Raw genomic sequence first — 25,995 nt, forward strand, 5'->3', positions numbered from 1 at the left:
GGGGGGGGGGGGGGGGGGGGGGGGGGGGGGGGGGGGGGGGGGGGGGGGGGGGGGGGGGGGGGGGGGGGGGGGGGGGGGGGGGGGGGGGGGGGGGAAAAGGCGACCCCCCCCCCCCCCCCCCCCCCCCCCCCCCCCCCCCCCCCCCCCCCCCTCGGCTGCCGGTGAGGGCCGAGCCGGATGAACGCGTCTCGCAGCTGGCCACCGCGGCGGCCCGCGTGGCCGTCGCGCCGACGGTGCACACGACCCTGCAGACGCTGCCCGGACTCCTCACCGGCCCGGATGCCCCCAGGCTGCGGGTGCTGGCCGGAGACACCCGCGCCGAGGGGCTGCAGCCACTGCTCCGACACGGACACCGTCCCGGCCGGCATCGACGGGGAGCACGTGCTGTTGGCGGCGCCCGTGGTGTGCCGGATCCAACCGGCGGCGCTGCGGGTCCGGGTGCCGCGCAGCCGCGCGGGTACGGCGCTGAGCCTGACCCGGCCGACTGGCCGCGCGTCACACGGCTCGCTGGGCCGGCGGGCTCCGGACGGGGCCCACGCGGCGAAGGCCGCCTGACCCGGACGTTCCGCGGCCCTCCGAGCGGAAATCACCCGCCAGAGGCGATGCCTCCCGAGGGAGTACGGGGTGAGCTGTACCGGACGGAGCAACATCCGTGAGTTCGATCCGACGAGCCGGGGGCCGGTCCCCACGGCAGGAAGGCGGAAAACCGATGTGCAGGTGGCTCGCTTACTCGGGAACACCCGTCCTGCTCGACACCATCCTCTACAGGCCCGCCCACTCGCTGATCGACCAGAGCCTGCACTCCCGGCTGGGCGTGGAGACGACCAACGGCGACGGGTTCGGCGTCGGCTGGTACGCGCCGGACGACCTCGACACTCCCGCGGTCTTCCGGGACACCGGTCCGGCATGGAGCAACCGCAACCTGAGGGAGATCGCCGACCACGTCCGCTCCCCGGTGTTCTTCGCCCACATCCGGGCCACGACCGGCACCGCGGTGCAGCAGACCAACTGCCACCCGTTCCGCCACGGCCGCTGGCTGTGGATGCACAACGGCGCGATCGCCGACTTCCACCGGATCCGGCGGGACCTCGCTCTGGCCGTCGACCCGGAACTCTTCCTCGACATCGAGGGATCGACGGACTCCGAGACGATGTTCTTCCTGGCCCTCACCCTCGGCCTGGAGAAGGACCCGCCGGGCGCCGTCGCGCGGATGGCGGGCCTGGTGGAACGGACCGGTCACGAGCACGGCGTGGAGTTCCCGCTGCAGATGACGGTCGCGGTGACCGACGGCGAACGGCTGTGGGCCTTCCGCTACTCCAGCCAGGGAGCCTCCCGCTCGCTGTACTACAGCACCGCGGTGGACACACTGCGATCGCTCCACCCCGACCTGGAGTTTCTCCGGTCGGTGTCCGACGAGACCCGCCTCATCGTCTCCGAGCCCCTGGGTGATCTGCCGGGCGCCTGGAACGAGGTCCCCGAGAGCAGCTACGGCGTTGTGCAGCACGGGGAGGACGAACTGCTTTCCTTCACCCCGCAGGCCGCGTAGAGGTCCGGATGAGCTCGTGGCGGCTGGCCTCCTCGGCGACGACGAACCCCTCGTGCCCGCCGATGTGCAGGGCGGCCGTCGCCGGCCACGGGCGGCCCACGAGGAGGTCATGCCGCCCTCGTGATCCGGTGTTCCTGTGCGGCCCGCTGCCGTTCATGCGCGAGGTACGCGGACAGCTGCTGAGCACCGGCCTTTCCGGCACGGCACATCCCACATCCCCTACGAGGTCTTCGGCCCCGACCTGCGGCTGCCCGCCAGGGCCGCCTGAACCGCGTCGGACTCCCCGCGAACGCAACCGACATGACCAGCGACTACAGCCAGGCCCCGCACCTCGCCGGTGACTACGGGCATCGGGCTCCTCCGGCCCGGGACTCTTGCCAGAAGACGGCGCGGGCGCCCGGCAGCCTCCCGACGAGCTCCCGCGTCTCGGTGCGCGGGGCCTCCGCATGGGGCCGGTAGGCCCCCGCCGGGGACCTGCGGCCCCTGCACCGCACACCCCGCGCGCCACCACTCTGGAAGCAGACCCCAGTTCAGGAGGCGGAAACCATGGTCTGCACCGTAGTCGCCGGTATCGACGGATCGCCGGAGAGCCGTGCCGCCGCAGAATGGGCAGCCCGCGAGGCGAAGTTGCGCGCTCTGCCGCTGAGGCTCGTCCACGTCTGGGAGCCCGTCCCCGAGCCCATGGCCCAGGCGCCGCTGCTCGGTGCCGAGACACAGGCGCACTGGAGCGAGCGCATCCCCCGCGAGACGGCCGAAGGGCTGCGCCTGCGCCATCCCGGCATCGACATCACGCAGCAGCAGATCACCGGCCGGCCCGCCGACGTGCTGGCCGACTCAGCGAAGGACGCCGAGCTGCTGGTCCTCGGCTCCCGTGCGCTGGGCGGGTTCGGCGGCTTCCTCGTCGGGTCCGTCGGCATGGCCGTGATCGCGCACACCGAGGTGCCCGTGGTCCTCGTACGGGCCGGTGAACAGGCCGCCGACGAGCACGACATGGACCCGTCCGGCATCCCGTCCGCGGCGACCGCGTTCCGCCCCGTGGTCCTCGGCCTGGACATCGACCACCCCGACGACACGGTGATCGCCTTCGCCTTCGAGGAGGCCGCGCGTCGCGACACCGCCCTGCGGGTCGTGCACGGCTGGAACCTGCCGCCGTACCTCGCGTACGGCTTGCCCGCCGACCCCGGCCTCGACGCCGAGCTGGGCCGGCAGGACGCCGCCGCCCTCGCCGCGGTGCTACGCGCCTGGCGGCAGAAGTACCCGGACGTCCAGGTCGTCGAGGTCTCCCGCGCCGGCAGCCCGTCCCATCAGGTGATCGACGCCTCCCGCGAGGCCTCGCTCGTGGTCGTGGGCCGCAGGATCCGCCGTAGCCCGTTCGGCGCGCACATCGGTCCGGTCACGCACGCCGTGCTGCACCACGCCGCCGCCCCCGTCGCCGTCGTCGCGCACGACTGACGCGCCCCACCCGGCCCGGAACCGCACCGGCGCACCGTCGAAGGGCCGCCCCGCAGGTGCTCGTGAAGCCCTGGCACGAGGCGGACCTGCGGGTCGCCGGCGCCCGGCACCGCGGGGACCACTCCGGGCTCCGGCTCGGCCGGGTCGCCCACGCGGTGCCGCACCACTCCGCCTGCCCGGTGGGCGTCGTACCGCGGCGGGCGTGAGTTTCACAGGCTCGCGGCGTGGTCCGGGACGTAGGTCTGAAGATCGCGCGGGGGGCGCTCGTAGCCCGTCGACGCGGGCCGCTCCGGCAGCTCCAGCACCGGCGGCGGCACGTCGTGGTAGGCGAACGAGTCCAGTAGATGGGCGATCATGTTCAGCCGGGCCCGGCGCTTGTCGTCGCTCTCGACGACGTACCACGGCGCCTCGGAGATGTCGGTGTGCACCAGCATCTCGTCCTTCGCCCGGGAGTACGCTTCCCAACGGGTGATCGACTCCAGGTCCATCGGCGACAGCTTCCAGCGTCGCACCGGATCCTCCATCCGGCGCCGGAACCGCTCCTGCTGCACCGCGTCGCTCACCGAGAACCAGTACTTGCGCAGCAGGATCCCGTCCTCGATCAGCATCCGCTCGAAGATCGGGCACTGCCGCAGGAAGAGCTGGTACTCCTCCTTGGTGCAGAAGCCCATCACACGCTCGACGCCGGCCCGGTTGTACCAGGACCGGTCGAACAGGACGATCTCCCCGGCGGCCGGCAGGTTCTCGACGTACCGCTGGAAGTACCACTGGGTGCGTTCGCGCTCGGTCGGTTTGGGCAGCGCCGCGATCCGCGCCACCCGGGGGTTGAGGTGTTCCGCGACCCGTTTGATGGTGCCCCCCTTACCCGCCGCGTCGCGCCCCTCGAAGATCACGACCAGCCGTGCGCCCTCGGCACGCACCCATTCCTGGAGTTTCACCAACTCCGTCTGCAGACGCAGCAGTTCCTTCTCGTACACCTTGCGCGGCAGCGTCGCCGCCTTCTCGCCGGACATGCCGCCTCCCCGCTCCGTACCCTCGACGTTCCTCTGTGCCAGCACCGTACTGTCAGGTCGGCGGACGCGCATGTGCTCCGCGCACGGGAACCGGCGTGCCCCTCCTCATGGCCCGCCGGCCGCCGCAGCTCACGGTTGCGCGAGGTCGAAGGGGACGACGACGGCCGCGACCGCCCGGACGGCCCGCGCGGCACCGGTACCAGTGCCCTGTCGCCCAGCGCACCGCCCGGGGCGTCCGGGCGCACCGTGACCGCCGGACCGCCCATCAGCTCGCCCGCGGTCACCGCCCCCGCCTTGACCAGGTCATCACGTCGCTCACGGTGCGCGGGGAACGCGGACGCTCGGACATCAGTGCCTGCTCGCTTCGCTACCTGCTGCCACTGCCGTACGGCGCGTACAGGTCGAGCAGACGGGTCCGGGTCGCCTGCAGTCGGTGTGCCAGTACCCGGCCGATCCAGTGCTCGACCGCCTGCCCGAACGCCGGGTCGTCGGCGCACATCAGCCGTACGGCGACGGCGTCGAACTCGTGGGCGCGCACCGGTGTCACGGCCTCGGCGCCCAGCTGCCATGTGTACGGCTCGAACAGCCAGGACCAGCCGACGAGATCACCGAAGCCGAGCGTCTCGATGACCGGCGACCGGCGTCCGGGCACACGCATGTCGAGGGCGATGCTTCCGCTGCGCACGATCCAGAACCGGTCGGCGCGTCCGCCCTCCTCGAACAGGCGGGCGCCCTGCCGGATGTTGACCTCTCGGGCGATGCGCGTCAGCCGGGTCCGGTGCTCGGCGGACATCGACCGGAGCAGGTTCGGAGTCACGGAAACGTTCATGGCTGTCTCCAGGGGTTGGGACCATCCGCTTCCAGCGTTTTCCCGCACGCCGTCCCGGGCCATGGGCCACCCGGTCCCACGCGAGGGCCCTTCGGCCCCCGTGGCACGGCGCCCACGCCGCCCGCCCGAGGAACGCCGGAGGCCGGCCGCCCGTGCCCGGAGTTATATCGCCCCCCGCCCGGACCGGCTCGGGGCGGGCATGTGGATCCGGTACGTCCCGGTCCCTGGCTGGACGGACGACCGGGAAGCCATCGACGGCCCGGCCCGCTTCCCGGGCGGGGCCGGGCAGCGTCGACCGCCGGACGTGCTGCCGTTCCACCAGCTCGCGCGAGGAAGTACGAGACCCGCGGCATTCCGTTCTGGTCGCGGGACACCCGGAGCCAGGCACCCGACCTGGTCCGGCGGGTCCGGGAACAGTTCCGGGACCAGAGGACGACCGCGGTCTGAACGGGTACGGGGAGGAGCATTGGCCCGGTCGGCCCTGTCGGGAACCCGTGGGCGTGGCGGAAGGTGGAAGGAATCGGATCCGCACGCAGCTCGGAACGGCACCCCGACCCGGAAGGGATCTCCCATGTCCGTCGACACGCAGCAGGCGTCCGTCCAGCTCAGCGATGACGAGCTGAGGACACTGGACGCACACTGGCGCGCCGCGAACTATCTGTCCGTCGGCCAGATCTACCTGATGGCCAACCCCCTGCCGACCGAGCCACTCCGCCCGGAGCACGTCAAACCGAGGCTGCTCGGCCACTGGGGCACCTCCCCGGGCCTGAACCTGGTGCACACCCACCTCAACCGTGTCATCAAAGCCCGGGACCTGGACGCCCTGTGCATCTGGGGCCCCGGCCACGGAGGACCGGCGGTGCTGGCCAACTCCTGGCTGGAGGGCTCGTACACCGAGACGTATCCGGACATCACGCGGGACGCGGCCGGCATGGCCCGCCTCTTCAGGCAGTTCTCGTTCCCCGGAGGCGTGCCCAGCCATGTGGCACCCGAGACACCGGGGTCGATCCACGAGGGAGGGGAACTGGGCTACGCCCTCTCGCACGCCTACGGAGCCGCCCTCGACAACCCCGGCCTGCTCGTCGCCTGTGTCATCGGTGACGGGGAGGCGGAGACCGGGCCGCTGGCCGCCTCCTGGCACTCCAACAAGTTCCTCGACCCCGTGTACGACGGCGCCGTGCTGCCGATCCTCCACCTCAACGGCTACAAGATCGCCAACCCGGCGGTCCTCGCCCGGCTCCCCGAGGCCGAGCTCGACGACCTCCTGAGGGGGTACGGCCACGACCCGATCCACGTCACCGGTGACGACCCGGCGACCGTGCACCGGGCGATGGCCGCCGCGATGGACACCGCCCTGGACCGGATCGCCGCCGCCCAGCGGGCCGCCCGCGAGGACGGCGCCACCGAGCGTCCCCGCTGGCCGGTGATCGTGCTGCGCACCCCGAAGGGATGGACCGGCCCGGCCGAGGTCGACGGACTCCCCGTGGAGGGCACCTGGCGCTCCCACCAGGTCCCGCTGTCCGCCGTCCGGGACAACCCGGACCACTTGCGGCAGCTGGAGGCATGGCTGCGCTCCTACCGCCCGGAGGAACTGTTCGACGAGCACGGCCGCCCACGCGCGCACGTGCTGGCCTGCCTCCCCGCCGGAGACCGCAGGATGGGCGCCACCCCGCACGCCAATGGCGGACTGCTGCTGCGTGAGCTGCCTCTGCCGCCGCTGGAGCGGTACGCCGTCGACGTCGACAAGCCGGGCGCCACGCTCCACGAGCCCACCCGTGTGCTGGGCGGGATGCTGGAGGAGGTCGTGCGGGCCACCGCCGAGCGGCGCGACTTCCGCCTCGTCGGGCCCGACGAGACCGCCTCCAACCGGCTGCAGGCCGTCTACCACGCCAGCGGCAAGGCCTGGCAGGCCTCGACCCTGGACGTCGACGAGCACCTCGACCGGCACGGCCGGGTGATGGAGATCCTTTCCGAGCACACCTGCCAGGGCTGGCTGGAGGGATACCTGCTCACCGGCAGGCACGGACTGTTCTCCTGCTACGAGGCGTTCGTGCACATCGTCGACTCCATGGTCAACCAGCACGTCAAGTGGCTGCGCACCACCCGCCGCCTGCCCTGGCGCGCACCCATCGCCTCCCTCAACTACCTGCTGACCTCGCACGTGTGGCGGCAGGACCACAACGGCTTCTCCCACCAGGACCCCGGCTTCGTCGACCACATCCTCAACAAGAGCCCGGAGGCGGTCCGCGTCTACCTTCCGCCGGACGCCAACACCCTGCTGTCCGTGGCCGACCACGCGCTGCGCAGCCGGGACTACGTCAATGTGATCGTCGCCGGCAAGCAGCCCTGCTTCGACTGGCTGTCCATGGAACAGGCCAGGGCCCACTGCGCCCGCGGCGCAGGCATCTGGGACTGGGCCGGCACCGAGGACGGCACCCGTGAGCCCGACGTGGTGCTCGCCTGCGCGGGCGACGTGCCCACCCAGGAGGCCCTGGCGGCCGCGCAACTGCTGCGCAGGCACCTGCCCGAGCTGGCCGTCCGCGTCGTCAACGTCGTCGACATCGCGCGGCTGATGCCGAGTGAAGAACACCCGCACGGTATGAGCGACTTCGAGTACGACGGCCTGTTCACCGCGGACAAGCCCGTCATCTTCGCCTACCACGGCTACCCGTGGCTGATCCACCGCCTCGCCTACCGGCGCACCGGCCACCGGAACCTGCATGTGCGCGGCTACAAGGAGGTCGGCACCACGACCACGCCGTTCGACATGGTCGTCAGCAACGACCTCGACCGCTACCGCCTGGTCATGGACGTGATCGACCGCGTCCCCGGCCTCGCGGTGCGTGCCGCCGCCGTGCGCCAGGCGATGGAGGACGTGCGGCAGCGCCACCACGACTGGATCCGCGTCCATGGCACCGACCTGCCGGAGGTCGCCGACTGGACCTGGGACGGCTGACCCGGGTCCGGTGCGCAGGCGTTCATGTGTTCAGGTGTTCGGGCATTGGCGGGTTGATCGGCCGCCGTCAGCCGGATCCCGGTGACCAGATCGGGGCGGATACGGATCGCGTCGGAACGCGCTCGGGGAGTCGTGGGCCGTGGCCGAAAGGCCCTGGCCCACGACTGTCGGTCCCCGAGCGGCGCCCTGTGAGGCCGACCGGCACCCCGACCCGCCGGGCCGGAAAAAGGGCCGACCGGCCCTGGCCGTTCGGCCCGGAAGCGAGCAAGATCTCTATGGGTAGGAGTGCCGGCCGTCCGTGGGCGGGCGGTGGTGCGCGAGGTGTGACGAGGAGCTGGCGATGGCGGACAGTGAGCGGCCCGGTGCCCGCGACCCGATCCGGGTCTTCCTGCTGGACGATCACGAGGTGGTGCGCCGGGGGGTGCACGACCTGCTGGACGACGAGCCGGACATCACCGTGGTGGGGGAGGCCGGCACGGTGGAGCATGCGCTGGTGCGGGTTCCGGCGCTGCGTCCTCAGGTGGCGGTGCTGGATGTGCGGCTGCCGGACGGGGACGGGGTGAGTGTGTGCCGGGAGCTGCGGTCGCGGATGCCGGAGCTGGCGTGTCTGATGCTGACCTCTTTCGACGACGAGGAGGCGCTGCTGGACTCGATCATGGCGGGGGCGTCGGGGTATGTGCTGAAGCAGATCCAGGGTTCGGATCTGGTGTCGGCGGTGCGTACGGTGGCGGCGGGGCAGTCGCTGCTGGATCCGAGTGGCACGGCGAAGCTGATGGCCCGGCTGCGCGGGGAGCAGGTCAAGGAGCCGGAACCGGACGCGCTGCCGGGGCTGACCGAGCGGGAGCGGGAGATCCTGGCGTTGATCGGTGAGGGGCTGACGAACCGGCAGATCGGGCAGCGCCTGTATCTCGCGGAGAAGACGGTGAAGAATCACATCTCGCGGCTGCTGGCCAAGCTCGGTGTGGAGCGGCGTATCCAGGCCGCCGTGATCGCCACTCAGGCCCAGGACCGGCTCCGGCAAGAAGGGCACTGAACGGATCGCCGGGCGAACAGTTGGGTGGGGCAGTCGGGCTGACCGGTCCGGCCGACGGCGGTACCACCCTGACGTGGCGCGTACCCGTACCGGAAGAGGGATGGGTACCAGGGCCGGAGCCCTTGCTCACGGGACCTCAGACCGCGCCGAGAGCGGTGACACCGAGGGCGATCAGCGCACCGGCTTTCAGCACTTCGACGGCGATGTACACATGGTGGGCGCGTGAGCGCGGCAGTTCCTCGCCGGCGAGCACCCGGTCGCTGCGCCGGTTGAGCAGGGGCCGTACGGCTGCCAGCTGGACGCCGAGCAACGCCGCGACCACGCAGGTGGCGGCCGTGACAGGCGCGGTGGGCGAACCCGCCGCGACCGCGGCGACGACGGTCACGGCGAGGACCGTTTCGACGATGTTCAGCGCCCGGAACACCAGGCGGCCGATCCCGAGGCCGATCCGGACGGTGATGCCCGGGGCACGGAACTTGAGCGGTGCCTCGATGAACGAGATGGCCACGACCATGCCGAGCCAGGTGAAGGCGGCCGCACCCGGCAGGGCGGCCGAAGCGGAGTTCATACGGTGTGCCTCCCGGTCCTGCGATCTCACAACTTCAGTGTGAACCAGGTGGTTTTACCGTCGTCGGTCGGCCGGACTCCCCAGCTTTCGGCGAGGGTGCGGACGAGGATCAGACCCCGTCCGGATTCCTCGTCCTCGTTCGCGAGACGGGGCTGGGGGAGGTGCGGGCTGCGGTCGCTGACCTCGACGGTGAGGGCGCTGGTGGTGCGGCACAGGTGCACTCCGATGGGGCCCTCGGCGTGCTGGACGGCGTTGGTCAGGGTCTCCGAGAGCAGAAGCATGGCGTCGTCCGCCGTGTCCGCGCAGTTCCAGGAGGCCAGGGCCTTGTGGAGGAAGGCGCGTCCCTCGGGGACGGAGGTCGGCTCGGCAGGCAGGTCGGTGGCGAGGGTGGCCAGCGGCGGGGCCGGGAGCCGGGCCAGGAGGAGGGTGACGTCGTCGTTGTGGCTCTCGGCATCGGGCAGCAGGCTGGCCAGGACGTGCTCGGCTGCGGTCTCCAGGCAGGGGCTGCCGGTGAAGAACTCGTCCAGGACGGTGGTGAGTTCGCCGAGCCGGACCTCGATGTCGCTGCCGGGCGTCTCGATCAGGCCGTCGGTGTAGAGGACGAGGGTGGCGCCGGGCCGGATCTCCGTACTGGACTGCTGGTAGAGCACGTCGCCGACACCCAGAGGGGCGTTCACCGGCGCGGAGAGGCCGTGCACGCCGTGGCCGCTGCCGGCCACCAGGATCGGCAGGTGCCCGGCGGAGCACACGGTCACAGTGCCGGCGTCCGGGGCGATGATCACGTAGCAGCAGGTGACGAGCTGGTCGGGAACGTCGAGATCGGCGACACAGACGTCCAGGGCCTGCATCAGCTGACGGGGCTGCATGCCCGTCTTGGCGAGGGCGTGCGCCGCCGAGCGCAACTGGCCCATGACGGCGGCGGCTTCGAGGCCGCGTCCCATCACGTCGCCGATGAGCACACCGACCCGGCCGGCACCCAGCGGGATGAGGTCGAACCAGTCGCCGCCCACACCCGCGCCCTGTGTGGCGGGCCGGTACCGGCTGGCGGTGGCCAGGCCGGGAAGGGCGGGCGGGGTGCCCATCAGACTGCGCTGCAGCGTGAGGGCGATGTGCCGCTGCTGCTCGTACAGCGCGGTGAGTTCGGCCTCGGCCCGCTTGCGGTCGCTGATGTCCCGGACGATGGCGCACGCGCCGACGACCGTCCCGTCGGTGTCCCGGGTCGGCCACAGCGTGACGTCGACGTCCAGCAGGCCGCCCGTCCTGGTGACGCGAAGCGTCTCGAAGTGCTCGACCTTCTCCCCCTGGCGCAGGCGCTCCAGGAGCGCGCTGATCTCGTGCCGCATCTCCCCGGGTGCCAGGAGCGACACGTGCCGGCCGATGACCTCCTCGGCCGTGTAGCCGTAGAGGGACTGGGCGGCCGCGTTCCAGTAGGTGATGTACCCGTCGAGGGTCTTGGCGAGGATCGCGTCCTGGGACGACTCGACGAGCGCGGCGAGTTCGTTGATGCGCCGCTCGGCGGCCTTGCGGTCGCTGACGTCGCGTACGGCCGCGGACACGAGCAGCCCGTCCGCCGTCTCCAGAGGGCTGAGGCTGATCTCCACCGGGAACTCGGTGCCGTCCTTGCGCAGGCCGTGCAGGTCGAGCCCCGCTCCCATCGGGCGTACCTGGCGGTTGGCGGCGTAACCGTCGCGGTGCATCGTGTGGTGGGCCCGGAAGCGATGCGGGATCAGCAACTCGACCGGTCGGCCGAGCAGTTCCTCGCGCTGATAGCCGAACAGGGCCTCGGTCTGGGCGTTGACGAGTCTGATGGTGCCCGTGTCGTCCACGATGACCATGGCGTCCGGAGCGGCTTCCAGCAGCCCCCGGAACCGCTCCTCCGCCGCGCCGGCCGACGGCACCGGCTGCGTTTCGCACATGTCACCCATATTCGCCATGCCCGTCATGTCTGTCTGATCCATTGCCGACGACGATTCAGGCACTCTCGACCCATCCGGCCCCTGCCCGCGGCACATGTCGCTTACTGTCCGCCCCTCGGCTGAACCTGTTCGACATCGGCTCACTGACGGATCCCGTTCTGTTCTGTCGGGTGGCTCACTTCCTGGTATGTTCAATGATGCGTATAGTCAACTACTTGCTTACTAGCTTCCTCGGGCCCTGGCTCGTCCGGCGTGTGCGCCCTGGCTCGTCCGGCGACGGCCGACACGCCGAGCGACCCGCCCTGCTCCCGGTGGCCTCGCTCACCGGAGATCTCTCGTGAACGCGCGCGGATAGTCGCTCCATTGACTGATCAACAAGCTGTTAGATTGGGACGATGGCTCTGCGTCATGCGGTGATGGCCGCGCTTCTGGAGGGCGAGGCGTCCGGTTACGACCTTGCGAAGGGGTTCGAGGCCTCGGTGGCCAACTTCTGGATGGCCACCCCTCAGCAGCTCTACCGGGAGCTCGAGCGCATGGAGAGCGAGGGTCTCGTTTCGGCTCGTGTCGTGCAGCAGGAACGCAGGCCCAACAAGAGGCTCTTCTCCCTCACCGAGACCGGGCTCGGGGTGCTGCGCGACTACGTCGCCCGAAGTCCCGCCAAGCCCACGGCCATTCGGGACGAGCTGATGGTCAAGGTCCAGTGCGTCGACGTCGGCGACATGGCCGCCGTGCGGACCGCGGTCGCCGAGCGGGTGGAGCGCGCCACGGCCAAGCTGGCCAGGTACGAGCGCATGCGGGAGCGCATGCTCGCCGGACGCAGCGAGGAGGAGTACCTCGCCACGGCCGAGCGCATCGGCCCCTATCTCACCCTTCAGGGCGGCATGGCCCTGGAACGGGCGAACGTCCAGTGGGGCGAGACGGCCCTGAAGCGACTCGAACAACGTGCGGCGGCACTTGACGAATCGGGGCGCGACTGAGGAGACCGCCTCATCGAGGCCGGCGCTGGCGACATGGAAGGCGCCGCATTCTGGCGCGGCGTCACGCAGGAGATCGCGATGCGGTCGAGGGACCCGCACCTGATCGGCTACAGCCTGGTCAATCAGGCGCAGGTGCGCACCGACTTGGGCGACGGGCACGCGGTCATCGACCTGTGCGAGGCAAGCTCGAGGACTCCCACCGTCTGGCCCCGAAGGTTCGGGTGATGGCCATGCAGCAGCAGGCGCACGGGGCGAGCCTGACCCGCGACCGGGGCGCCGTCGACCAGCTGCTCGACGAGGCGGGGATGCTGCTGTCCCGCGTCGACGACGACCTGCCATGGGGCAACGCATGCCGGCGCACGCCCGGCTACCTCGAGGTGCAGCGCGCAACCTGCTACGGCCGCCTCGGCCTCGGCGCGGAAGCCGTGTCCCTGTGGGACCAGGTCCTCGACATCGTCCCGGAGACCGCGCGCAGGGACCGGGGCGTGTACCTGGCGCGGCATGCCACAGCGGCGGCAGGAGCGGGCGAACCGGATCAGGCGCTGGAAGATTGCCCTCACGGTCGCCGACATTGCCGTAGAGACCCGTTCAGCGCGTATGCGGCGGGAGTTGGTGACCCTTCAGCGGGCGATGCTGCCGTGGCAGGATGCCCCGGTCGGCCGGGACCTTACGGAGGTTCCGGCGCCCGCGATTGAGGGGAGCTGACGTGGCAGAGGCACCCGTGCCGCTGACCGAGGACGAGATCGAAGCCGCCCTGCAGGCGCTGCCCGGCTGGAAGCGTGAGGGTGACGAGATCACCCGCAGCTATGCCATCCGCTATCACGGCGGTGTGGCGATGATCGTTCATGTTGCGGACGTTGAGCGGCTCATCAGCCACCACGCGGACATTGATCTCCGGTGGGGGAAGGTGAGGTTCGGGATTACCACGCACGATGCCGGCCACAAGCTGACCGCAGCGGACTTCGACCTCGCCCGCCGTATCGACGCCATCGCCGCGGCGCACATGGCCGAACCCATCAGCGGCTGAATCCGCTGGTCGTCGGGCTTACGGGAGCCCGTAACCCGGGCATGACGACACGCCCTCTGCACTGCCCGCGTTGGGGGATGCAGAGGGCCAGCGGAGTGGCAGTAGTCGTGGCGCCGGCCGTCGGGGAGTGTGCGTACCCGCGTCGGCGACCGACGCTGGCGGGGCGGCCCGGATCCCCGGTGCCTGGTGTTCCTGGCGACGTCCCGCCACAGCTCACTCTCGCCCATGCGGGCCCGCCCCGCATGTCGATCGATAGGGGCGGCCGACCCCCCTCCCCGAGGCGACTCGGGACGCCCCGCCCGGACGGATCCGGAGCGGGTCCCCGCAGTGTGCGGACAGGCGCGTGGAACGGACGCTGAACAGCGGGCAGCGGCGCGGAGGCAGCCGCAGCGGAACGTCACAAGACGATCACTCTCACGTGACCGTTCACGCCCCCACGCCATGATGCGTACCCGCAAACCGCATAAGGGGGACCATGCGCCGAACCGCAGTCGCTCTCACAGCCGCACTCACCGCCGGCCTGCTGCTCACCGCCTGCTCCAACAATGAGCATGCCGACGCCAACCCTGGAGCCGACGCCCCCGATCCCGCCGAGACCGTCACCGCCACAGCCACCCAGCTCCTAAGCGAAGCAGAGCTGAGCCAGCAGTGCATCGACGCAGTCGCTGAGGCCGCCCCTGAGTGGGACGACTGGAACCTGGACCTCGAAAACTGGAAGGGCGACCCCAAGACGCCTGAGGTATGCAAGACGCTTGAAAACCTCACGTTCAACCGCGCCTACATCGACGGCCTGAACGTTGCAGCCGCCTGCGACACACCAGCCGCCCTACCAGGCAAGTGCTGAAGGCGCCGCAACTCCCGTAGACCGACGAAGGCCCCCGCGTGGGGGATCCATATCCGATCCGCAGCGAGTCGCGATCGCCGATCTCCCGGGACATGACGAAACGCCCCCTTGCATTGCCCGCGCGTTGGGGCTGTGCAAGGGGGCGTGGTGGGGCTATCGGCCGAGTGCTTGGTACAGCGCCAGGACGAGGGCACCGACCGCGGTGAGCGCGGCGATGGAGGGCAGCGGCCAGCGTGCGCGTTCCAGAATCCTGATGCGGCCCTCGTGGTCCTCCAGCGCACGCGCGTGGTCGGCGACGGGCAGGGCGTCGAGTTTCGCCGACACGGACTTCACCTCGTCATGCGTGGCCCGGACCTCGGCATTCACCTCGGTCGGCGTGATGACCACCGACCCGTCCGGGATGGGGGTCGAGGGCGTCACTCGCGTGCCTCGCCGTCCGTCCGCAGCCAGCCGGGTGTAAACATGTGGTCCGGCGCGCTTCCCACCCGTCCGAAAGACCCTGGGGGGCGCATGCCTACAACGCCGCTGCTCGTCAACTCGCCAGCTGGCCGCGGCCGGCCTCATTCCGGCGCGCCGAGAAGGCGAGGCATGGGGCTGGGAACCGTGCCGGGAGATGATGCACCACCGGTGGCGGCATACCTACGCCAGCGTGCAGTTCGGCGCCGGGGAGGATGCAGTGTCGGTGTCGCACTGGATGGGGCATGCGTCTGTCACCATCACGCTGGAGACGTACGCGCATTTCCTGCCGGACAATGGGATGCGGGGGCGGACCGCCATGGACGCGTGGCTGGACGCAGGCGGCGACGGGGCGCCGGTTGAAACCCCCTGAGAACTCCCTGAGCTTGCGGACGATCACTGAGGGCCGCCATCCGAATGCCGGGTGGCGGCCCTCACTGCTTTGTTGTCTCGCCGGTTGCGGTGCAGCTCAGTACGGGTGTGTGGGCTTGAGACGTCGAGTGCTGCGGGTAGGTTCGGCCTTCGTGTGCCTGTGTGCTCAGACCGCCGGGGCCGGGAAGGTCGGGTACTCCACCCCGGAGACGTGCTGGACGACGCGGATGACCTGGCAGGAGTAGCCGAACTCGTTGTCGTACCAGAGGTAGAGGATCGCGTTGTCGCCGTCGACCTTGGTGGCGCCGGCGTCGACGATCGAGGCGTGGCGCGAGCCGATGAAGTCGCTGGAGACCGCGTCGGGGGCGGTGGTGAAGTCGATCTGGCGCTTCAGCGGGGAGGTCAGCGACACGTTGCGGAGGTAGTCGAGGACCTCCTCGCGGGTGGTCTCGCGGCCGAGCCGCAGGCTCAGGATCGCGATCGACACGTCGGGCACCGGGACACGGATCGAGCTGCCGGTGATCGGCGCCTTGAGGTCGGGCAGCGCCTTCGCCACGGCGGAGGCGGCACCGGTCTCGGTGATGACCATGTTCAGCGGCGCCGAGCGGCCGCGTCGGTCGGCCTTGTGGTAGTTGTCCAGCAGGTTCTGGTCGTTGGTGAACGAGTGGACGGTCTCCACGTGTCCACGCAGGACGCCGTACTCGTCCTCCATCGCCTTCAGCGGGGGGACGATCGCGTTGGTGGTGCAGGACGCGCAGGACAGAATCTGCTCGTCCGGCTTGATCGTGTCGTGGTTGACACCGTGCACGATGTTGGGGACGTCGCCCTTGCCCGGCGCGGTCAGGACGACCTTGTCGATGCCGGGACGCAGGTGCTTCGACAGGCCCTCGCGGTCGCGCCACTTGCCGGTGTTGTCGATGAGGATGGCGTTCTTGATGCCGTACGCCGTGTAGTCGACCTCCGACGGGTCGCCCGCGTAGATGACCTTGATCTCGTTGCCGTTGGCGCTGATCGTGCTGGTCGCCTCGTCGACGGTGATCGTGCCGTGGAACTGGCCGTGGATGGAGTCGCGGCGCAGCAGCGAGGCCCGCTTGACGATGTCCTGGTCACCGCCCTGCCGGACGACGATGGCGCGCAGCCGCAGGCCGTTGCCGGAGCCGGCCTTCTCGATGAGCAGGCGGGCGACCAGGCGGCCGATGCGGCCGAAACCGTAGAGGACCACATCCCGCGCCTCGCGGCGCTCGATCTTGTTGGCGCCGGTGGCGCCGGCGACGGCCTCGGCGGTGAACTCCTGCACCGACAGACCGCGGTCGTCGGTCTTGTACGTCGCGGCGAGCATGCCGATGTCGATCTGCGAGGGGCCGAGATCGAGCGCGGTGAGCGCCTGCAGGAACGGCAGCGTCTCGGTGACCGAGAGCTCCTCACCGGCGATCTGCCGGGCGAATCGGTGGGTCTTCAGGATGCTGACCACTGACTTGTTCACCAGGGAGCGGCTGTGCAGCAGGACCGTGACGTCCCGCTCCCGGTGCAGCTTCCCGATGATCGGGATCATCGACTCCGCGATCTCCTCGCGGTTGTTCCAGTTGGTGAACGAGTCCTCGTTGACAGTCACAGATTTATCTTTCGAGCTAGGCGGCGCTCATATGCTAACCCCTTGCCATTTTGATCACTCAGGGGGTGGCATGTGGTTGCCTGCAGCTACCTCGCGGCCGCTCAAGCCGCGTTGGCCGACGTGCTGCGCGACGAGGGTCGGACCTAACCGGCACGGCCCTCGCGTACGGCTGAGCCGCCGAGCGCCGGCCCGATTCCCCGGCGGCCGGAGGATTGCTCCGCGCCCGGTCGGGTACGCGAGGGAGACCGCGCCCGGGGCGATCATGTCGCGGGCGGACCGTACGACCGCCGCTACCAGGGGATCTGCCATGGAGACACCCGCCCACGACAACGCCGCCACACCCGCCCAGCGGGCGCTGGACGCGCTGACGGTGAACACCGAAGACACGGCGGCGCTGGACACGCTGGCGAGCAGCGAGGTCCTCGTTCCCGTGCCCGACGACGCCGATCAGGAGGACGCGTCCGATCCGTCGGCCGTGGCCCTGCCGGTACTCGAGCAGCCGAACGGCGATCCCGTGGTCCCGGTGTTCACTTCGGAACCGGCGATGGCGGAACTGCTGCCGTTCGTCTCGCGCTACCGACTGGTCCCGCTGGGCGCGCTCGCCGCGCAGTGGCCGGCCGACGAGCTGTCGCTGACCATCGACGCCGGCTCCGACCACCCGCTGACGCTGACGTCCGAGGGCGTGCGCACGCTCCTGGCCAGGCCGTAGGGCGCGGCACAGGAAGAAACGGGCCGGGCCCGGCCGGCTTTGCGGCCGGTCCCGGGAGACCCGGGGCGAGGCCCTGCTTCAGCCGTCGAGCATCCGCGTCAGCACCGCGCGTTGCAGCGGCAGCACCTCGGCGTGCAGATCGCGCCCCTTGCGGGTCAGGGCCACCCACACGCCCCGGCGGTCCTCCGCGCACACGGAGCGCTCCACAAGGCCGTCCTTCTCCAGCCGGCCGATCAGCCGGGACAGCGCGCTCTGGCTGAGATGCACGCGTCCGGCCAGGTTCTGCACCCGGCACAGATCGCCCTCCGCGGGCGACTCGCCGGCGAGGATGTCGAGTACCTCGAAGTCGCTCGCGCCCAGCCCGTGCGGGTGCAGGGCACGGTCGATCTCGCACATCGTGCGCGCGTGCACCGACAGGATGTCCCGCCAGCGTTCCTCGAGCCCGGCATCGGCCGTCTTGACTGCCATACGGGCACGGTAACACCGTTTCCGCCATTCATTGACTGTGCAACTAGTGTGCGTGCAATCACACAGGGCGATGCGCCTGGCCAGGACCTTTCCGGCAGATGTGCGTGCCACACCCCTCGTCTCCGCCGTGATCGGCCGGACACGTCCCTAGGCGGACGGATCCTGGGTGAGTCCGACGAGGTTGCCGTCCGCGTCCTTGACGAAGGCGATCAGCTTGCCGCCGCCGACGTCCTGGACGTCCTGCAGCGGCTCCGCCCCGGCCTCCAGCAAGGCGGCGAGGGTGGACCTGATGTCGGCCACATGCCAGTAGGGGACCGGTCCGGTCATGCCCTTCGCGTGCCCGTTGGGGTCGAGACCGACGTCCTGCCCCGCGTCCTTGAACCCGACGTAGTACGGCTCGTCGGCATACGGCTCGACACCCAGCAGGGCGGTGAACAGGGACTTCGCACTGGCGAGGTCCTTGACGGGGTAGATGATCGTGTTGAGGCCGGCGGTCATGACGTACTCCTTGCTGCTGCGTGGACCGACGAGGCGCTGCGGCGTCGGACCGACGGGTTTCGTCGGTGGTTTCACGCTAGGGCGGGGGAGGGCCGAGTGGCTTCTCCGATCCTGACCGGTCGGCGGGTGGTACGTGGTCCGGCCCGACGCGCGCCCGGATACACCGCCTCTGTGTCGACTCCCGCCGCACCGGCTCCGTGGGCAGGATCACCGTCGATCCGGCTCCCCGGCTCCCCGGCTCCCCGGCTCCCCGGCTCCCCGGCGACCACGGCCGGGCGGTCCGCCTGGCTCAGGGACGTGATGAACATCGTGGAGGCTGTCCCGAGCGGCCGTGGCCTCGGCGTCTTCTACCGGGAGTCGACCTGGACCCCGGTCACCGGCAACGGTGGGACCCGACCGGCGCGAGCTCCTGCAACGGCTGTGAGAGCCAGGCCCTGTTCGGCTGCGACGACAAGGCGCTGCCGGCGACGTCGTGGTTCAGCCATCGCTGAGCCATGACGAGGGGGGCGCGACCCCGTGGGTGCGGCCGGGCCCCGGCGGTTGTCCAGCGAGGTTGCCGAACACCCTTATGTCGCAAGGGAGTTCGGTACCGGACAAGTCGAACGGAGTCCCGGACAAGAACGTGCGGAGTCCCGGACACGGCGCCGACGTCTGCGGGACAGTGGGAGAGCGCGGTACGAGGAGGCCCGGACGGAGGGGACGACATGCTGAGGACTTCCGTCGGCCACAGGCGCCTGGACATCCTGGAATGGCTGAAGGACCCGGTCGCCCACTTCCCGCCGCAGCGGCACGGCGACCTCGTCGAGGACGGCGTCACGGCGGACTCCGTCGCCGAAAAACTCGGCGTGCGCCGCTCGGTCGCGGACACCCACCTCGGCCTGCTCGCGGACATCGGCCTGCTGCGCACCAGGAGGATCCGGCGGCGCACCTACTACCGGCGTGACGAGGTACGCATCGCCGAGGTGGCCCGCATGTTCGAGAAAGGCTGGTAGGGAACGGCCCGCAGCGGGTACACACCGGCGAGGCTCCCGACCGGGCGACAGGTGAGGACAGGCACACATGGACCGTCCCAGGGCTCTCGTCCCACGCCATTACGTCGCGATCGGCGGCCGCGGCCCCGAGGACGTCGTCGCCGACGCCCGCGGCCGTGTGCTCACCGGAGTGGAGGACGGCCGCATCCTGCGCATCGACGGGCTCACGGACCCGGCCGCGACCCGCGTCGAGGTGCTCGCGGAGACCGGCGGCAGGCCGCTCGGCCTCGAACTCCTCCCCGACGACGCACTGTTGGTGTGCGACGCCGAACGCGGCCTGCTGCGCGTCGGCCTCGGCGACGGCGCCGTGAGCGTCCTCGCCGACTCGCTGGCGGGGGAGCGGCTGCGGTTCTGCAGCAATGTGGTGGCCCTGTCCGACGGCAGCGTCTGCTTCACCGTCTCCAGCCGCCGCTACCCCCTGGACCAGTGGATCGGCGATCTGGTCGAGCACACCGCGACGGGCCGGCTCCTGCGCCTCGCCCCCGGCAGCGACACCCCCGAAGTGCTGGTGGACGGGCTCCGGTTCGCCAACGGGCTCGCTGCCGCCGGCGACGAGTCCTTCCTGGTCGTCGCGGAGACCGGCGCGTACCGGCTGACCCGCTACTGGCTCACCGGGCCGAGGGCGGGACAGAGCGAGCCCTTCGCGGAGAACCTCCCGGGCATGCCCGACAACCTGTGGCGCGCCGGCCCCGACGGGCCGATCCTGGTCGCCCTCGCGGGCCCCCGGGTACCGCCCCTGGACCTGCTGCGGCGCAGCGCACCGGCGGTCCGCCGCGCCGCCGCACGCGTGGCCGTGCGGGCCCCCTTCCGCCCCACCGGGACGATCGGCGTCCTGGCGGTCGACGACCAGGGGAACGTCGTCCAGTACCTCGCTCGCCGGCGCTCCGGCTTCCGCATGGTCACCGCGGTCTGCGAGGCCGCCGGCCACCTGGTCCTGGGCAGCCTGTGGGAGCACGGCGTGGCCGTGTGCGAGGCGCCCGCCCTGAAGTGACCCGGGTCGCCCCCGGCGTTACCCTGTTGACCGGCCGCGATCACGCCTCGCGGCACGGCGGTGGGGCCCGCCGTACCCGAACCGCGGCGGTGGTGCCGCCGACGGTTCCTGCGTGTGATGCGGGCTCTTCCCTGCTCGGGCGAAGCAGAGGGACCGGGGGAGCGCGCCCGCGGTCCGGGCCCCCGGCGAGTAGGAGACGCAGCACCATGACAGCCCCACAGGCCGAGAACGTCCGCGCCCCGGCGCGTCCCCGGCGGCCGCCCGTCTGGCGCGGCCAGTCGTCCGTTGTCGCGGTGGTCGCGCTCGGGGGAGCCGTCGGTGCCGTCGCCCGGTACGCGGCCCAGCTCCAGTGGCCCGCCCAGCCGGGCCACTTCCCCTGGGCGACCTTCTGGACCAACGTCGTCGGCTGTGCCGTGATCGGCGTGTTCATGGTGGTCATCACCGACGTGTGGGCCGCCCACCGCCTGGTGCGGCCCTTCTTCGGCACCGGCGTGCTCGGCGGGTTCACCACCTTCTCGACGTACGCCGTCGACATCCAGAAGCTGGTCGACTCCGGCCACCCCGCCACGGGCCTGGCCTATCTCGCCGCGACCCTGCTCGCGGCGCTCACGGCGGTGTGGCTCGCGGTCACGGCGGCCCGTCGCGTCCTGAAGTGGAGGCAGCCATGACCAGGCTCACCGGCGGCGCCCTGCGCCTGACCGTCCTCATCGGCGAGAACGACACCTGGCACCGCAAACCCCTCTACACGGAGATCGTGCACCGCGCCCGAGCGGCCGGCCTCGCGGGCGCCAGCGTCTTCCGCGGGATCGAGGGGTTCGGCGCCTCCTCACTGATCCACACCTCGCGGCTGCTCTCGCTGAGTGAGGACCTGCCGGTGGCGATCGTGATCGTCGACACCGAGGAGCGGGTCCGCGCCTTCCTGCCGCAGCTCGACGAACTCGTCACCGAGGGTCTCGTCGTCCTCGACGACTGCGAGGTCATCCGGTACACCGGCCGCGACGCCACGGCCGACGCCGGCACTCCCGGCGAAACGGGCGCGAGAGGTAAGAGGTCGTTGTGAACTGGCTGCTGGTCGTCGCGGGGGCCGTGGTGGGTGCCCCGCTCCGCTACCTCACCGACCGGGCGGTGCAGTCCCGGCACGACTCGGTCTACCCCTGGGGCACCTTCGCGGTGAACGTCACCGGCTCTCTCGTCCTGGGCCTGCTGACCGGCGCGGCCGCCGCGGGAGTGGCCGGTTCCCACCTCCAGCTGCTCATCGGCACCGGTCTGTGCGGGGCCCTGACGACCTACTCGACCTTCTCGTACGAAACGCTGCGGCTGACCGAGACGGGGGCGGCCCTCTACGCTGCCGCCAACATCGTCGGGAGCGTGACGGCGGGGCTCGGTGCGGCATTCGCCGGCGTGTCGATCGCCCGGGCCGTGTGGATGTAGGCGACCGGCCACACCCGAGCGTAGTAAGACTGCCTCCAGCACTGTCGGCCAACTCATCAGAACTGGATCCAATGAGCGTCATCAGCGTCGGTCAGGCCGTCGTCCTCGGAGCGGTCGAGGGGGTGACCGAGTTCCTGCCCATCTCCTCCACCGGCCATCTGAAGATCACCGAGGGGCTGATGGGCATCCCCGTCGACGACGACGCGGTCGTGGGATTCTCGGCCGTCATCCAGGTCGGCGCGATCGCCGCCGTGCTCGTGTACTTCTACAGGGACATCGTGCGGATCGTCTCCGCCTGGGGCCGTGGGCTGCGCAACCAGGAGGAGCGGTACCACCACGACTACAAGTTCGCCTGGTGGGTCATCTACGCGACGATCCCGGTCGTAGCCGTCGGTCTTTCCGCCGAGCGCCTGATCCAAGGGCCGCTCGCCTCCTTGTGGGTGGTCGCCGGATCGCTGATCGCCGGCAGCGGCGTGATGTGGGCGGCGGACCGGATGGGCCGCCACAAGCGCGGGGAGGACGACACCTCGTTCAAGGACGCGATGCTGGTCGGCGGCTCACAGATCCTCGCCCTGCTCTTCCCCGGCTTCTCGCGCTCCGGCGCCACCATGTCCACGGCCCTGATCCTCGACCTGGACCGGGTCGCCGCGACCCGCCTCTCGTTCTTTCTCGGCATCCCCGCGCTCACCGGCGCGGGCCTGTACGAGCTCAAGGACGCCCTGGGCGCGGGCGTCGGGGCCGCCCCGCTCGTAGCGGGCACGCTGGTCTCCTTCGTGGTCGCCTACGCCTCCATCGCCTGGCTGCTGAAGTACGTCGCCAAGCACTCCTTCAACGCCTTCGTGATCTACCGGATCGTCGTCGGCGTGGCGTTGTTCGGGCTGCTCGCCACGGGTGTGCTCGACAGCTGACGGTGCGGAACGGGGCGTGAAGCGATATTCGGACGTCGCGCCCCGTGAATTTATCTTTTCGGGCACCTTGACAGCCGCCTCCCGTCACCCGCAGGATCACACCGTGAACCTGTCAGACAGCCAGACAAGTGGTGCGGCGGCACCGCGGCGCGTCAGCGCCATGGAAGCGGTACTTGCCCACCTCCGCGGCGCCATCGAGCGCGGCGAGTATCTCATCGGCGACAAACTCCCCTCCGAGGCGGAGCTCTGCCGCACCCTCGAGGTCTCCCGCCCCGTGCTGCGCGAGGCCCTGCGGGCCCTGCAGACCATGGGGCTGACCACCTCCAAGACCGGCAAGGGCACCTTCGTGGTCGCCAACACCGTCGAGGACCCCACGTTCGGCGACTACGCGGCCAGCGACCTGCTGGAAGTGCGCCGCCACATCGAGATCCCGGTCGCCGGGTACGCGGCCCTTCGCCGCACCCCGGAGAACCTGGACCACCTGGCCCACCTCCTGGACCGGATGGAGCAGGAGACGGACACCACCGCGTGGGTCGCCATGGACTCGCTCTTCCATCTCGCCGTGGCCGAGTCCGCCCAGAACCCGGTCTTCCGCCGGGTCATCGAGGAGATCCGCGACGCACTGGCCCGCCAGTCGGCGTTCCTCAACGAACTGGGGGGCCGCCGGGAGCAGTCCAACCTCGAACACCGTGCGATCGTCGAGGCGCTGATCGACGGCAGCGAGCTCGACGCGGTGGAGGCCATGTCCCACCACCTCGACCGCGTCTCGACGACCCTCACCGACATCGTGCGCCCCGGGCGCACGGACACCCCCACGGAAGGCGGACCCGAGGCGTGAGCGAGCAGCATCTCGAGGAGCACACCCGGAAACCGACCGCGCACGTCGACGCCGGGGACGCCGGCTACAGCAAGTCCCTCAAGTCCCGGCACGTCAACATGATCGCCATCGGCGGCGCCATCGGCACCGGCCTCTTCCTCGGCGCCGGCGGCCGCCTCGCCGACGCCGGTCCCTCGCTGTTCGTCGCCTACGCGGTCTGCGGTGTCTTCGCCTTCCTCGTCGTCCGCGCGCTCGGCGAACTCGTCCTGTACCGGCCCTCGTCCGGCGCCTTCGTGTCGTACGCCCGGGAGTTCCTCGGTGAGAAGGGCGCCTACGTCGCCGGCTGGATGTACTTCCTGAACTGGGCCACCACCGGTATCGCCGACATCACCGCGGTGGCCGTCTACACCCACTACTGGGGGATGTTCTCCGACATCCCCCAGTGGGTGATCGCGCTCATCGCGCTCGCCGTGGTTCTCACCGTGAACCTCATATCCGTGAAGATGTTCGGCGAACTGGAGTTCTGGTTCGCGATCATCAAGGTCGGCGCGCTCGTGGTCTTCATGTGCATCGGCATCTTCCTCCTGGTCACCCAGCACCAGGTGGACGGCCACACCCCCGGACCGGCCCTGATCGCCGACCACGGCGGCGTCTTCCCCAACGGCCTGCTGCCCATGCTGCTGATCATCCAGGGCGTCGTCTTCGCCTACGCCTCGGTCGAGCTGGTCGGCGTCGCCGCGGGCGAGACCGAGAACCCCGAGAAGATCATGCCGAAGGCGATCAACTCGATCATGTGGCGCGTGGGCCTGTTCTACGTCGGCTCGGTGGTCCTGCTCTCGATGCTGCTGCCCTGGACCGAGTACGTCGCCGGCGAGAGCCCCTTCGTGACCGTGCTCTCCAACATCGGCGTCCCCGCGGCGGGCGGCGTGATGAACCTGGTCGTCCTGACCGCGGCCATGTCCTCGCTCAACTCCGGCCTGTACTCCACCGGCCGCATCCTGCGCTCCATGGCGATGTCCGGCTCGGCGCCGAAGTTCACATCGGTCATGAGCCGCAGCCAAGTCCCCTACGGCGGCATCCTGCTCACCAGCGGCATCTGCGTGCTCGGCGTCGGCCTCAACTTCGTCGTCCCCGCGGACGCGTTCGAGATCGTGCTGAACTTCGCCGCGATCGGCATCCTCTCCACCTGGGGCATGATCATGATCTGCCACCTGCTGTTCTGGCAGAAGACCGAGAAGGGCGAGCTGTCCCGCCCCGGCTACCGTCTGCCGGGCTCCCCCTGGACCGAACTCGTGACGCTGGCCTTCCTCGCCTCCGTCCTGGTCCTCATGTACGCCGACGGCGGCGCCGGACGCACCACCGTGCTGTGCCTGCCGCTGATCGCCGCGGCACTGGCCGCCGGATGGTTCGGCGTCCGCGGCCGGGTCGCCCGCAAGTCAACCACCGGAGCCGACGCGTGAAGTACGCGCCCGGCCAGGACAACCAGGCAGTGATGTCAAGCAGTTCCGTCGCGGACCCACCCCTCGTCCGTGAACCCCTCCACGCACCCGTCGCCCACCTCGTACGCGGCGGGGTGATCGAGGGCATCCACTACGGCTCCGTCGTCGTCCTCGGCGCCGACGGAGCGGTCCAGCTCCAGATCGGCGACATCGAAGCCGCCTTCTACCCGCGCTCGGCGCTCAAGCCCGTCCAGGCCGTCGCGATGGTGCGGGCCGGGCTCCCCCTCGACGGCGAGCTGCTCTCGCTCGCCGCCGCCAGCCACTCCGGCGAGGAGCGCCACCTCGCCGGCACCCGGCGGATCCTGGAGCTCGCCGGGCTCACCGAGGACCACCTGCGCAATGTGCCGGACCTGCCGTTCGACCCGGTCGTCCGGGACGCCTGGGTGCGCGAGGGGCGGCTGCCCTCCCGGCTCGCCCAGAACTGCTCCGGCAAGCACGCGGCCATGCTGTACGTCTGCACCCTCAACGACTGGTCCCTCGACGACTACCTCGACCCCGGACACCCGCTCCAGCAGGCGATCGCGGAGATCGTCGAGGACCTCACCGGGCAGCGCATCGCCCGGGTGACCGTCGACGGCTGCGGCGCACCCCTGTTCTCCGTGTCCCTGCACGGCCTGGCCCGGGCCGCCGCCCGCCTCACCACCGCGGTCCCCGGCACCCCGGAGGCCCGGGTGGCTGACGCGATGCGCGAGCACGCCGAGATGGCCTCCGGCTCCGGCCGCGACGTGGCCGCGCTGATGCGGGCCGTGCCCGGACTGCTCACCAAGGACGGCTTCGAGGGCGTCCAGGTCGCCGCGCTGCCGGACGGCCGGGCCGTCGCCGTGAAGATCGCCGACGGGGCGGACCGGGCACGCATCCCGGTCGCCGCGGCCGCCCTCGCCCGGGCCGGGGTCGCCCCGGCGGCGCTCGCCGAGTTCGCGGGGGAGCCGCTGCTCGGGGGCGGCCTGCCGGTCGGCGGCGTCCGCCCTGTACGCTCCCTTGACCCGCCCCCGCCGGAGCCCGGGCACCCCCTCGTCTGACCGCCGTAGACCCAGAGAAGGGC

At 70.8% G+C, this 25,995-nt stretch carries 29 protein-coding genes and 2 pseudogenes; 23 read left to right on the top strand and 8 right to left on the bottom strand.

Features of this window, described 5'->3' with window-relative positions; translation table 11 throughout:
* Nucleotides 1-709: 709 nt before the first annotated feature.
* The 4 genes and pseudogenes from ACZ562_RS25650 (at nt 710) to ACZ562_RS25665 (ending at nt 3,204) form a co-directional block, all read left to right on the top strand.
* Nucleotides 710-1,546 (top strand): class II glutamine amidotransferase, encoded by an 837-nt coding sequence (locus ACZ562_RS25650; protein WP_471183410.1) that lies wholly within the window; start codon nt 710-712, stop codon nt 1,544-1,546.
* Between the two features lie 131 nt (nt 1,547-1,677).
* Nucleotides 1,678-1,814, top strand: a pseudogene (locus ACZ562_RS25655) (hemin transporter); the annotation flags it as partial.
* A gap of 278 nt (nt 1,815-2,092) precedes the next feature.
* Nucleotides 2,093-2,998 carry a universal stress protein gene (locus tag ACZ562_RS25660; RefSeq protein ID WP_471183413.1) on the top strand — a complete coding sequence of 302 codons (906 nt, stop codon included), beginning with the start codon at nt 2,093-2,095 and terminating at the stop codon, nt 2,996-2,998.
* 62 nt (nt 2,999-3,060) lie between these two features.
* Entirely contained in the window at nt 3,061-3,204 is a 144-nt protein-coding gene (locus tag ACZ562_RS25665; protein ID WP_471183415.1) for a universal stress protein, read from the top strand.
* Nucleotides 3,205-3,207: 3 nt separating this feature from the next.
* Here ACZ562_RS25665 and ppk2 read toward each other — a convergent pair whose 3' ends face one another.
* Both ppk2 and ACZ562_RS25675 read right to left on the bottom strand, forming a co-directional pair.
* Nucleotides 3,208-4,011: a polyphosphate kinase 2 gene (gene ppk2, locus ACZ562_RS25670; RefSeq protein ID WP_471183417.1), complete on the bottom strand. Its 804-nt coding sequence runs from the start codon at nt 4,009-4,011 to the stop codon at nt 3,208-3,210.
* A gap of 367 nt (nt 4,012-4,378) precedes the next feature.
* Nucleotides 4,379-4,840, bottom strand: coding sequence for a cyclic nucleotide-binding domain-containing protein (locus ACZ562_RS25675; protein ID WP_471183419.1), 462 nt, complete (start codon nt 4,838-4,840; stop codon nt 4,379-4,381).
* 571 nt (nt 4,841-5,411) lie between these two features.
* On the opposite strand from ACZ562_RS25675, the gene ACZ562_RS25680 reads away from it, so the two are divergent.
* Both ACZ562_RS25680 and ACZ562_RS25685 read left to right on the top strand, forming a co-directional pair.
* Nucleotides 5,412-7,796 carry a phosphoketolase family protein gene (locus tag ACZ562_RS25680; RefSeq protein WP_471183422.1) on the top strand — a complete coding sequence of 795 codons (2,385 nt, stop codon included), beginning with the start codon at nt 5,412-5,414 and terminating at the stop codon, nt 7,794-7,796.
* A gap of 340 nt (nt 7,797-8,136) precedes the next feature.
* The gene (locus tag ACZ562_RS25685; protein WP_471183424.1) at nt 8,137-8,829 is read left to right on the top strand and encodes a response regulator; all 693 of its coding nucleotides are present in this window, start codon (nt 8,137-8,139) and stop codon (nt 8,827-8,829) included.
* A 136-nt stretch (nt 8,830-8,965) separates the two neighbouring features.
* On the opposite strand, the gene ACZ562_RS25690 is transcribed toward ACZ562_RS25685, so the two are convergent.
* Nucleotides 8,966-9,397, bottom strand: a complete 432-nt coding sequence (locus ACZ562_RS25690; RefSeq protein ID WP_471183426.1) for a hypothetical protein — start codon at nt 9,395-9,397, stop codon at nt 8,966-8,968.
* Nucleotides 9,398-9,423: 26 nt separating this feature from the next.
* Nucleotides 9,424-11,313 carry a PAS domain S-box protein gene (locus tag ACZ562_RS25695; RefSeq protein ID WP_471183891.1) on the bottom strand — a complete coding sequence of 630 codons (1,890 nt, stop codon included), beginning with the start codon at nt 11,311-11,313 and terminating at the stop codon, nt 9,424-9,426.
* A gap of 395 nt (nt 11,314-11,708) precedes the next feature.
* On the opposite strand from ACZ562_RS25695, the gene ACZ562_RS25700 reads away from it, so the two are divergent.
* The 5 genes from ACZ562_RS25700 to ACZ562_RS25720 all read left to right on the top strand — a co-directional run bounded on the left by ACZ562_RS25700 (nt 11,709) and on the right by ACZ562_RS25720 (nt 14,161).
* Nucleotides 11,709-12,290 (top strand): PadR family transcriptional regulator, encoded by a 582-nt coding sequence (locus ACZ562_RS25700; protein WP_471183428.1) that lies wholly within the window; start codon nt 11,709-11,711, stop codon nt 12,288-12,290.
* A 33-nt stretch (nt 12,291-12,323) separates the two neighbouring features.
* Entirely contained in the window at nt 12,324-12,515 is a 192-nt protein-coding gene (locus tag ACZ562_RS25705) for a hypothetical protein (protein WP_471183431.1), read from the top strand.
* On the top strand, nt 12,515-12,985 hold the full coding sequence (locus ACZ562_RS25710) for a hypothetical protein (protein ID WP_471183433.1): 471 nt from the start codon (nt 12,515-12,517) through the stop codon (nt 12,983-12,985). The genes ACZ562_RS25705 and ACZ562_RS25710 overlap by 1 nt, the downstream gene beginning before the upstream one ends.
* Before the next feature lie 11 nt (nt 12,986-12,996).
* Entirely contained in the window at nt 12,997-13,317 is a 321-nt protein-coding gene (locus tag ACZ562_RS25715) for a 4a-hydroxytetrahydrobiopterin dehydratase (RefSeq protein ID WP_471183436.1), read from the top strand.
* 475 nt (nt 13,318-13,792) lie between these two features.
* A complete protein-coding gene (locus ACZ562_RS25720) occupies nt 13,793-14,161 on the top strand; it encodes a hypothetical protein (RefSeq protein WP_471183438.1) in 369 nt (122 codons plus the stop codon).
* 153 nt (nt 14,162-14,314) lie between these two features.
* Here the strand turns inward: ACZ562_RS25720 and ACZ562_RS25725 are convergent, their stop codons facing one another.
* Nucleotides 14,315-14,581 (bottom strand): hypothetical protein, encoded by a 267-nt coding sequence (locus ACZ562_RS25725; protein ID WP_471183441.1) that lies wholly within the window; start codon nt 14,579-14,581, stop codon nt 14,315-14,317.
* A 229-nt stretch (nt 14,582-14,810) separates the two neighbouring features.
* Between ACZ562_RS25725 and ACZ562_RS25730 the strand changes: the two genes are divergently transcribed.
* Complete coding sequence (locus tag ACZ562_RS25730) at nt 14,811-14,990, top strand: integrase (RefSeq protein ID WP_471183442.1); 180 nt, start codon at nt 14,811-14,813, stop codon at nt 14,988-14,990.
* Nucleotides 14,991-15,155: 165 nt separating this feature from the next.
* Here ACZ562_RS25730 and ACZ562_RS25735 read toward each other — a convergent pair whose 3' ends face one another.
* Nucleotides 15,156-16,601: a glyceraldehyde-3-phosphate dehydrogenase gene (locus tag ACZ562_RS25735; protein ID WP_471183445.1), complete on the bottom strand. Its 1,446-nt coding sequence runs from the start codon at nt 16,599-16,601 to the stop codon at nt 15,156-15,158.
* A 307-nt stretch (nt 16,602-16,908) separates the two neighbouring features.
* Between ACZ562_RS25735 and ACZ562_RS25740 the strand changes: the two genes are divergently transcribed.
* On the top strand, nt 16,909-17,310 hold the full coding sequence (locus ACZ562_RS25740) for an SseB family protein (RefSeq protein WP_471183447.1): 402 nt from the start codon (nt 16,909-16,911) through the stop codon (nt 17,308-17,310).
* Nucleotides 17,311-17,388: 78 nt separating this feature from the next.
* Here the strand turns inward: ACZ562_RS25740 and ACZ562_RS25745 are convergent, their stop codons facing one another.
* Nucleotides 17,389-17,778, bottom strand: a complete 390-nt coding sequence (locus ACZ562_RS25745; RefSeq protein WP_471183450.1) for a MarR family winged helix-turn-helix transcriptional regulator — start codon at nt 17,776-17,778, stop codon at nt 17,389-17,391.
* Between the two features lie 147 nt (nt 17,779-17,925).
* Entirely contained in the window at nt 17,926-18,276 is a 351-nt protein-coding gene (locus tag ACZ562_RS25750; protein ID WP_471183452.1) for a VOC family protein, read from the bottom strand.
* A gap of 252 nt (nt 18,277-18,528) precedes the next feature.
* Here ACZ562_RS25750 and ACZ562_RS25755 point away from each other — a divergent pair.
* From ACZ562_RS25755 to ACZ562_RS25800, 10 genes and pseudogenes are all read left to right on the top strand, one after another.
* Nucleotides 18,529-18,767, top strand: a pseudogene (locus ACZ562_RS25755) (glycosyl hydrolase 53 family protein); the annotation flags it as partial.
* A gap of 213 nt (nt 18,768-18,980) precedes the next feature.
* Nucleotides 18,981-19,268, top strand: coding sequence for an ArsR family transcriptional regulator (locus ACZ562_RS25760; RefSeq protein WP_471183454.1), 288 nt, complete (start codon nt 18,981-18,983; stop codon nt 19,266-19,268).
* A gap of 67 nt (nt 19,269-19,335) precedes the next feature.
* Complete coding sequence (locus tag ACZ562_RS25765; RefSeq protein WP_471183457.1) at nt 19,336-20,298, top strand: SMP-30/gluconolactonase/LRE family protein; 963 nt, start codon at nt 19,336-19,338, stop codon at nt 20,296-20,298.
* A gap of 206 nt (nt 20,299-20,504) precedes the next feature.
* Nucleotides 20,505-20,966 (top strand): fluoride efflux transporter CrcB, encoded by a 462-nt coding sequence (gene crcB / locus ACZ562_RS25770; protein ID WP_471183460.1) that lies wholly within the window; start codon nt 20,505-20,507, stop codon nt 20,964-20,966.
* The gene (locus ACZ562_RS25775) at nt 20,963-21,358 is read left to right on the top strand and encodes a DUF190 domain-containing protein (protein ID WP_471183462.1); all 396 of its coding nucleotides are present in this window, start codon (nt 20,963-20,965) and stop codon (nt 21,356-21,358) included. Before crcB (ACZ562_RS25770) ends, ACZ562_RS25775 begins: the two co-directional genes overlap by 4 nt.
* On the top strand, nt 21,355-21,729 hold the full coding sequence (crcB, locus tag ACZ562_RS25780; RefSeq protein WP_471183465.1) for a fluoride efflux transporter CrcB: 375 nt from the start codon (nt 21,355-21,357) through the stop codon (nt 21,727-21,729). The genes ACZ562_RS25775 and crcB (ACZ562_RS25780) overlap by 4 nt, the downstream gene beginning before the upstream one ends.
* 71 nt (nt 21,730-21,800) lie before the next feature.
* Nucleotides 21,801-22,637, top strand: coding sequence for an undecaprenyl-diphosphate phosphatase (locus ACZ562_RS25785; RefSeq protein ID WP_471183466.1), 837 nt, complete (start codon nt 21,801-21,803; stop codon nt 22,635-22,637).
* Between the two features lie 160 nt (nt 22,638-22,797).
* On the top strand, nt 22,798-23,475 hold the full coding sequence (locus tag ACZ562_RS25790) for a FadR/GntR family transcriptional regulator (RefSeq protein WP_471183893.1): 678 nt from the start codon (nt 22,798-22,800) through the stop codon (nt 23,473-23,475).
* The gene (locus tag ACZ562_RS25795; RefSeq protein ID WP_471183468.1) at nt 23,472-24,914 is read left to right on the top strand and encodes an amino acid permease; all 1,443 of its coding nucleotides are present in this window, start codon (nt 23,472-23,474) and stop codon (nt 24,912-24,914) included. The genes ACZ562_RS25790 and ACZ562_RS25795 overlap by 4 nt, the downstream gene beginning before the upstream one ends.
* 32 nt (nt 24,915-24,946) lie before the next feature.
* Nucleotides 24,947-25,972 carry an asparaginase gene (locus ACZ562_RS25800; protein WP_471183895.1) on the top strand — a complete coding sequence of 342 codons (1,026 nt, stop codon included), beginning with the start codon at nt 24,947-24,949 and terminating at the stop codon, nt 25,970-25,972.
* The last annotated feature ends 23 nt before the right edge of the window (nt 25,973-25,995 follow it).

The organism is Streptomyces sp. NPDC040410, assembly GCF_055595715.1.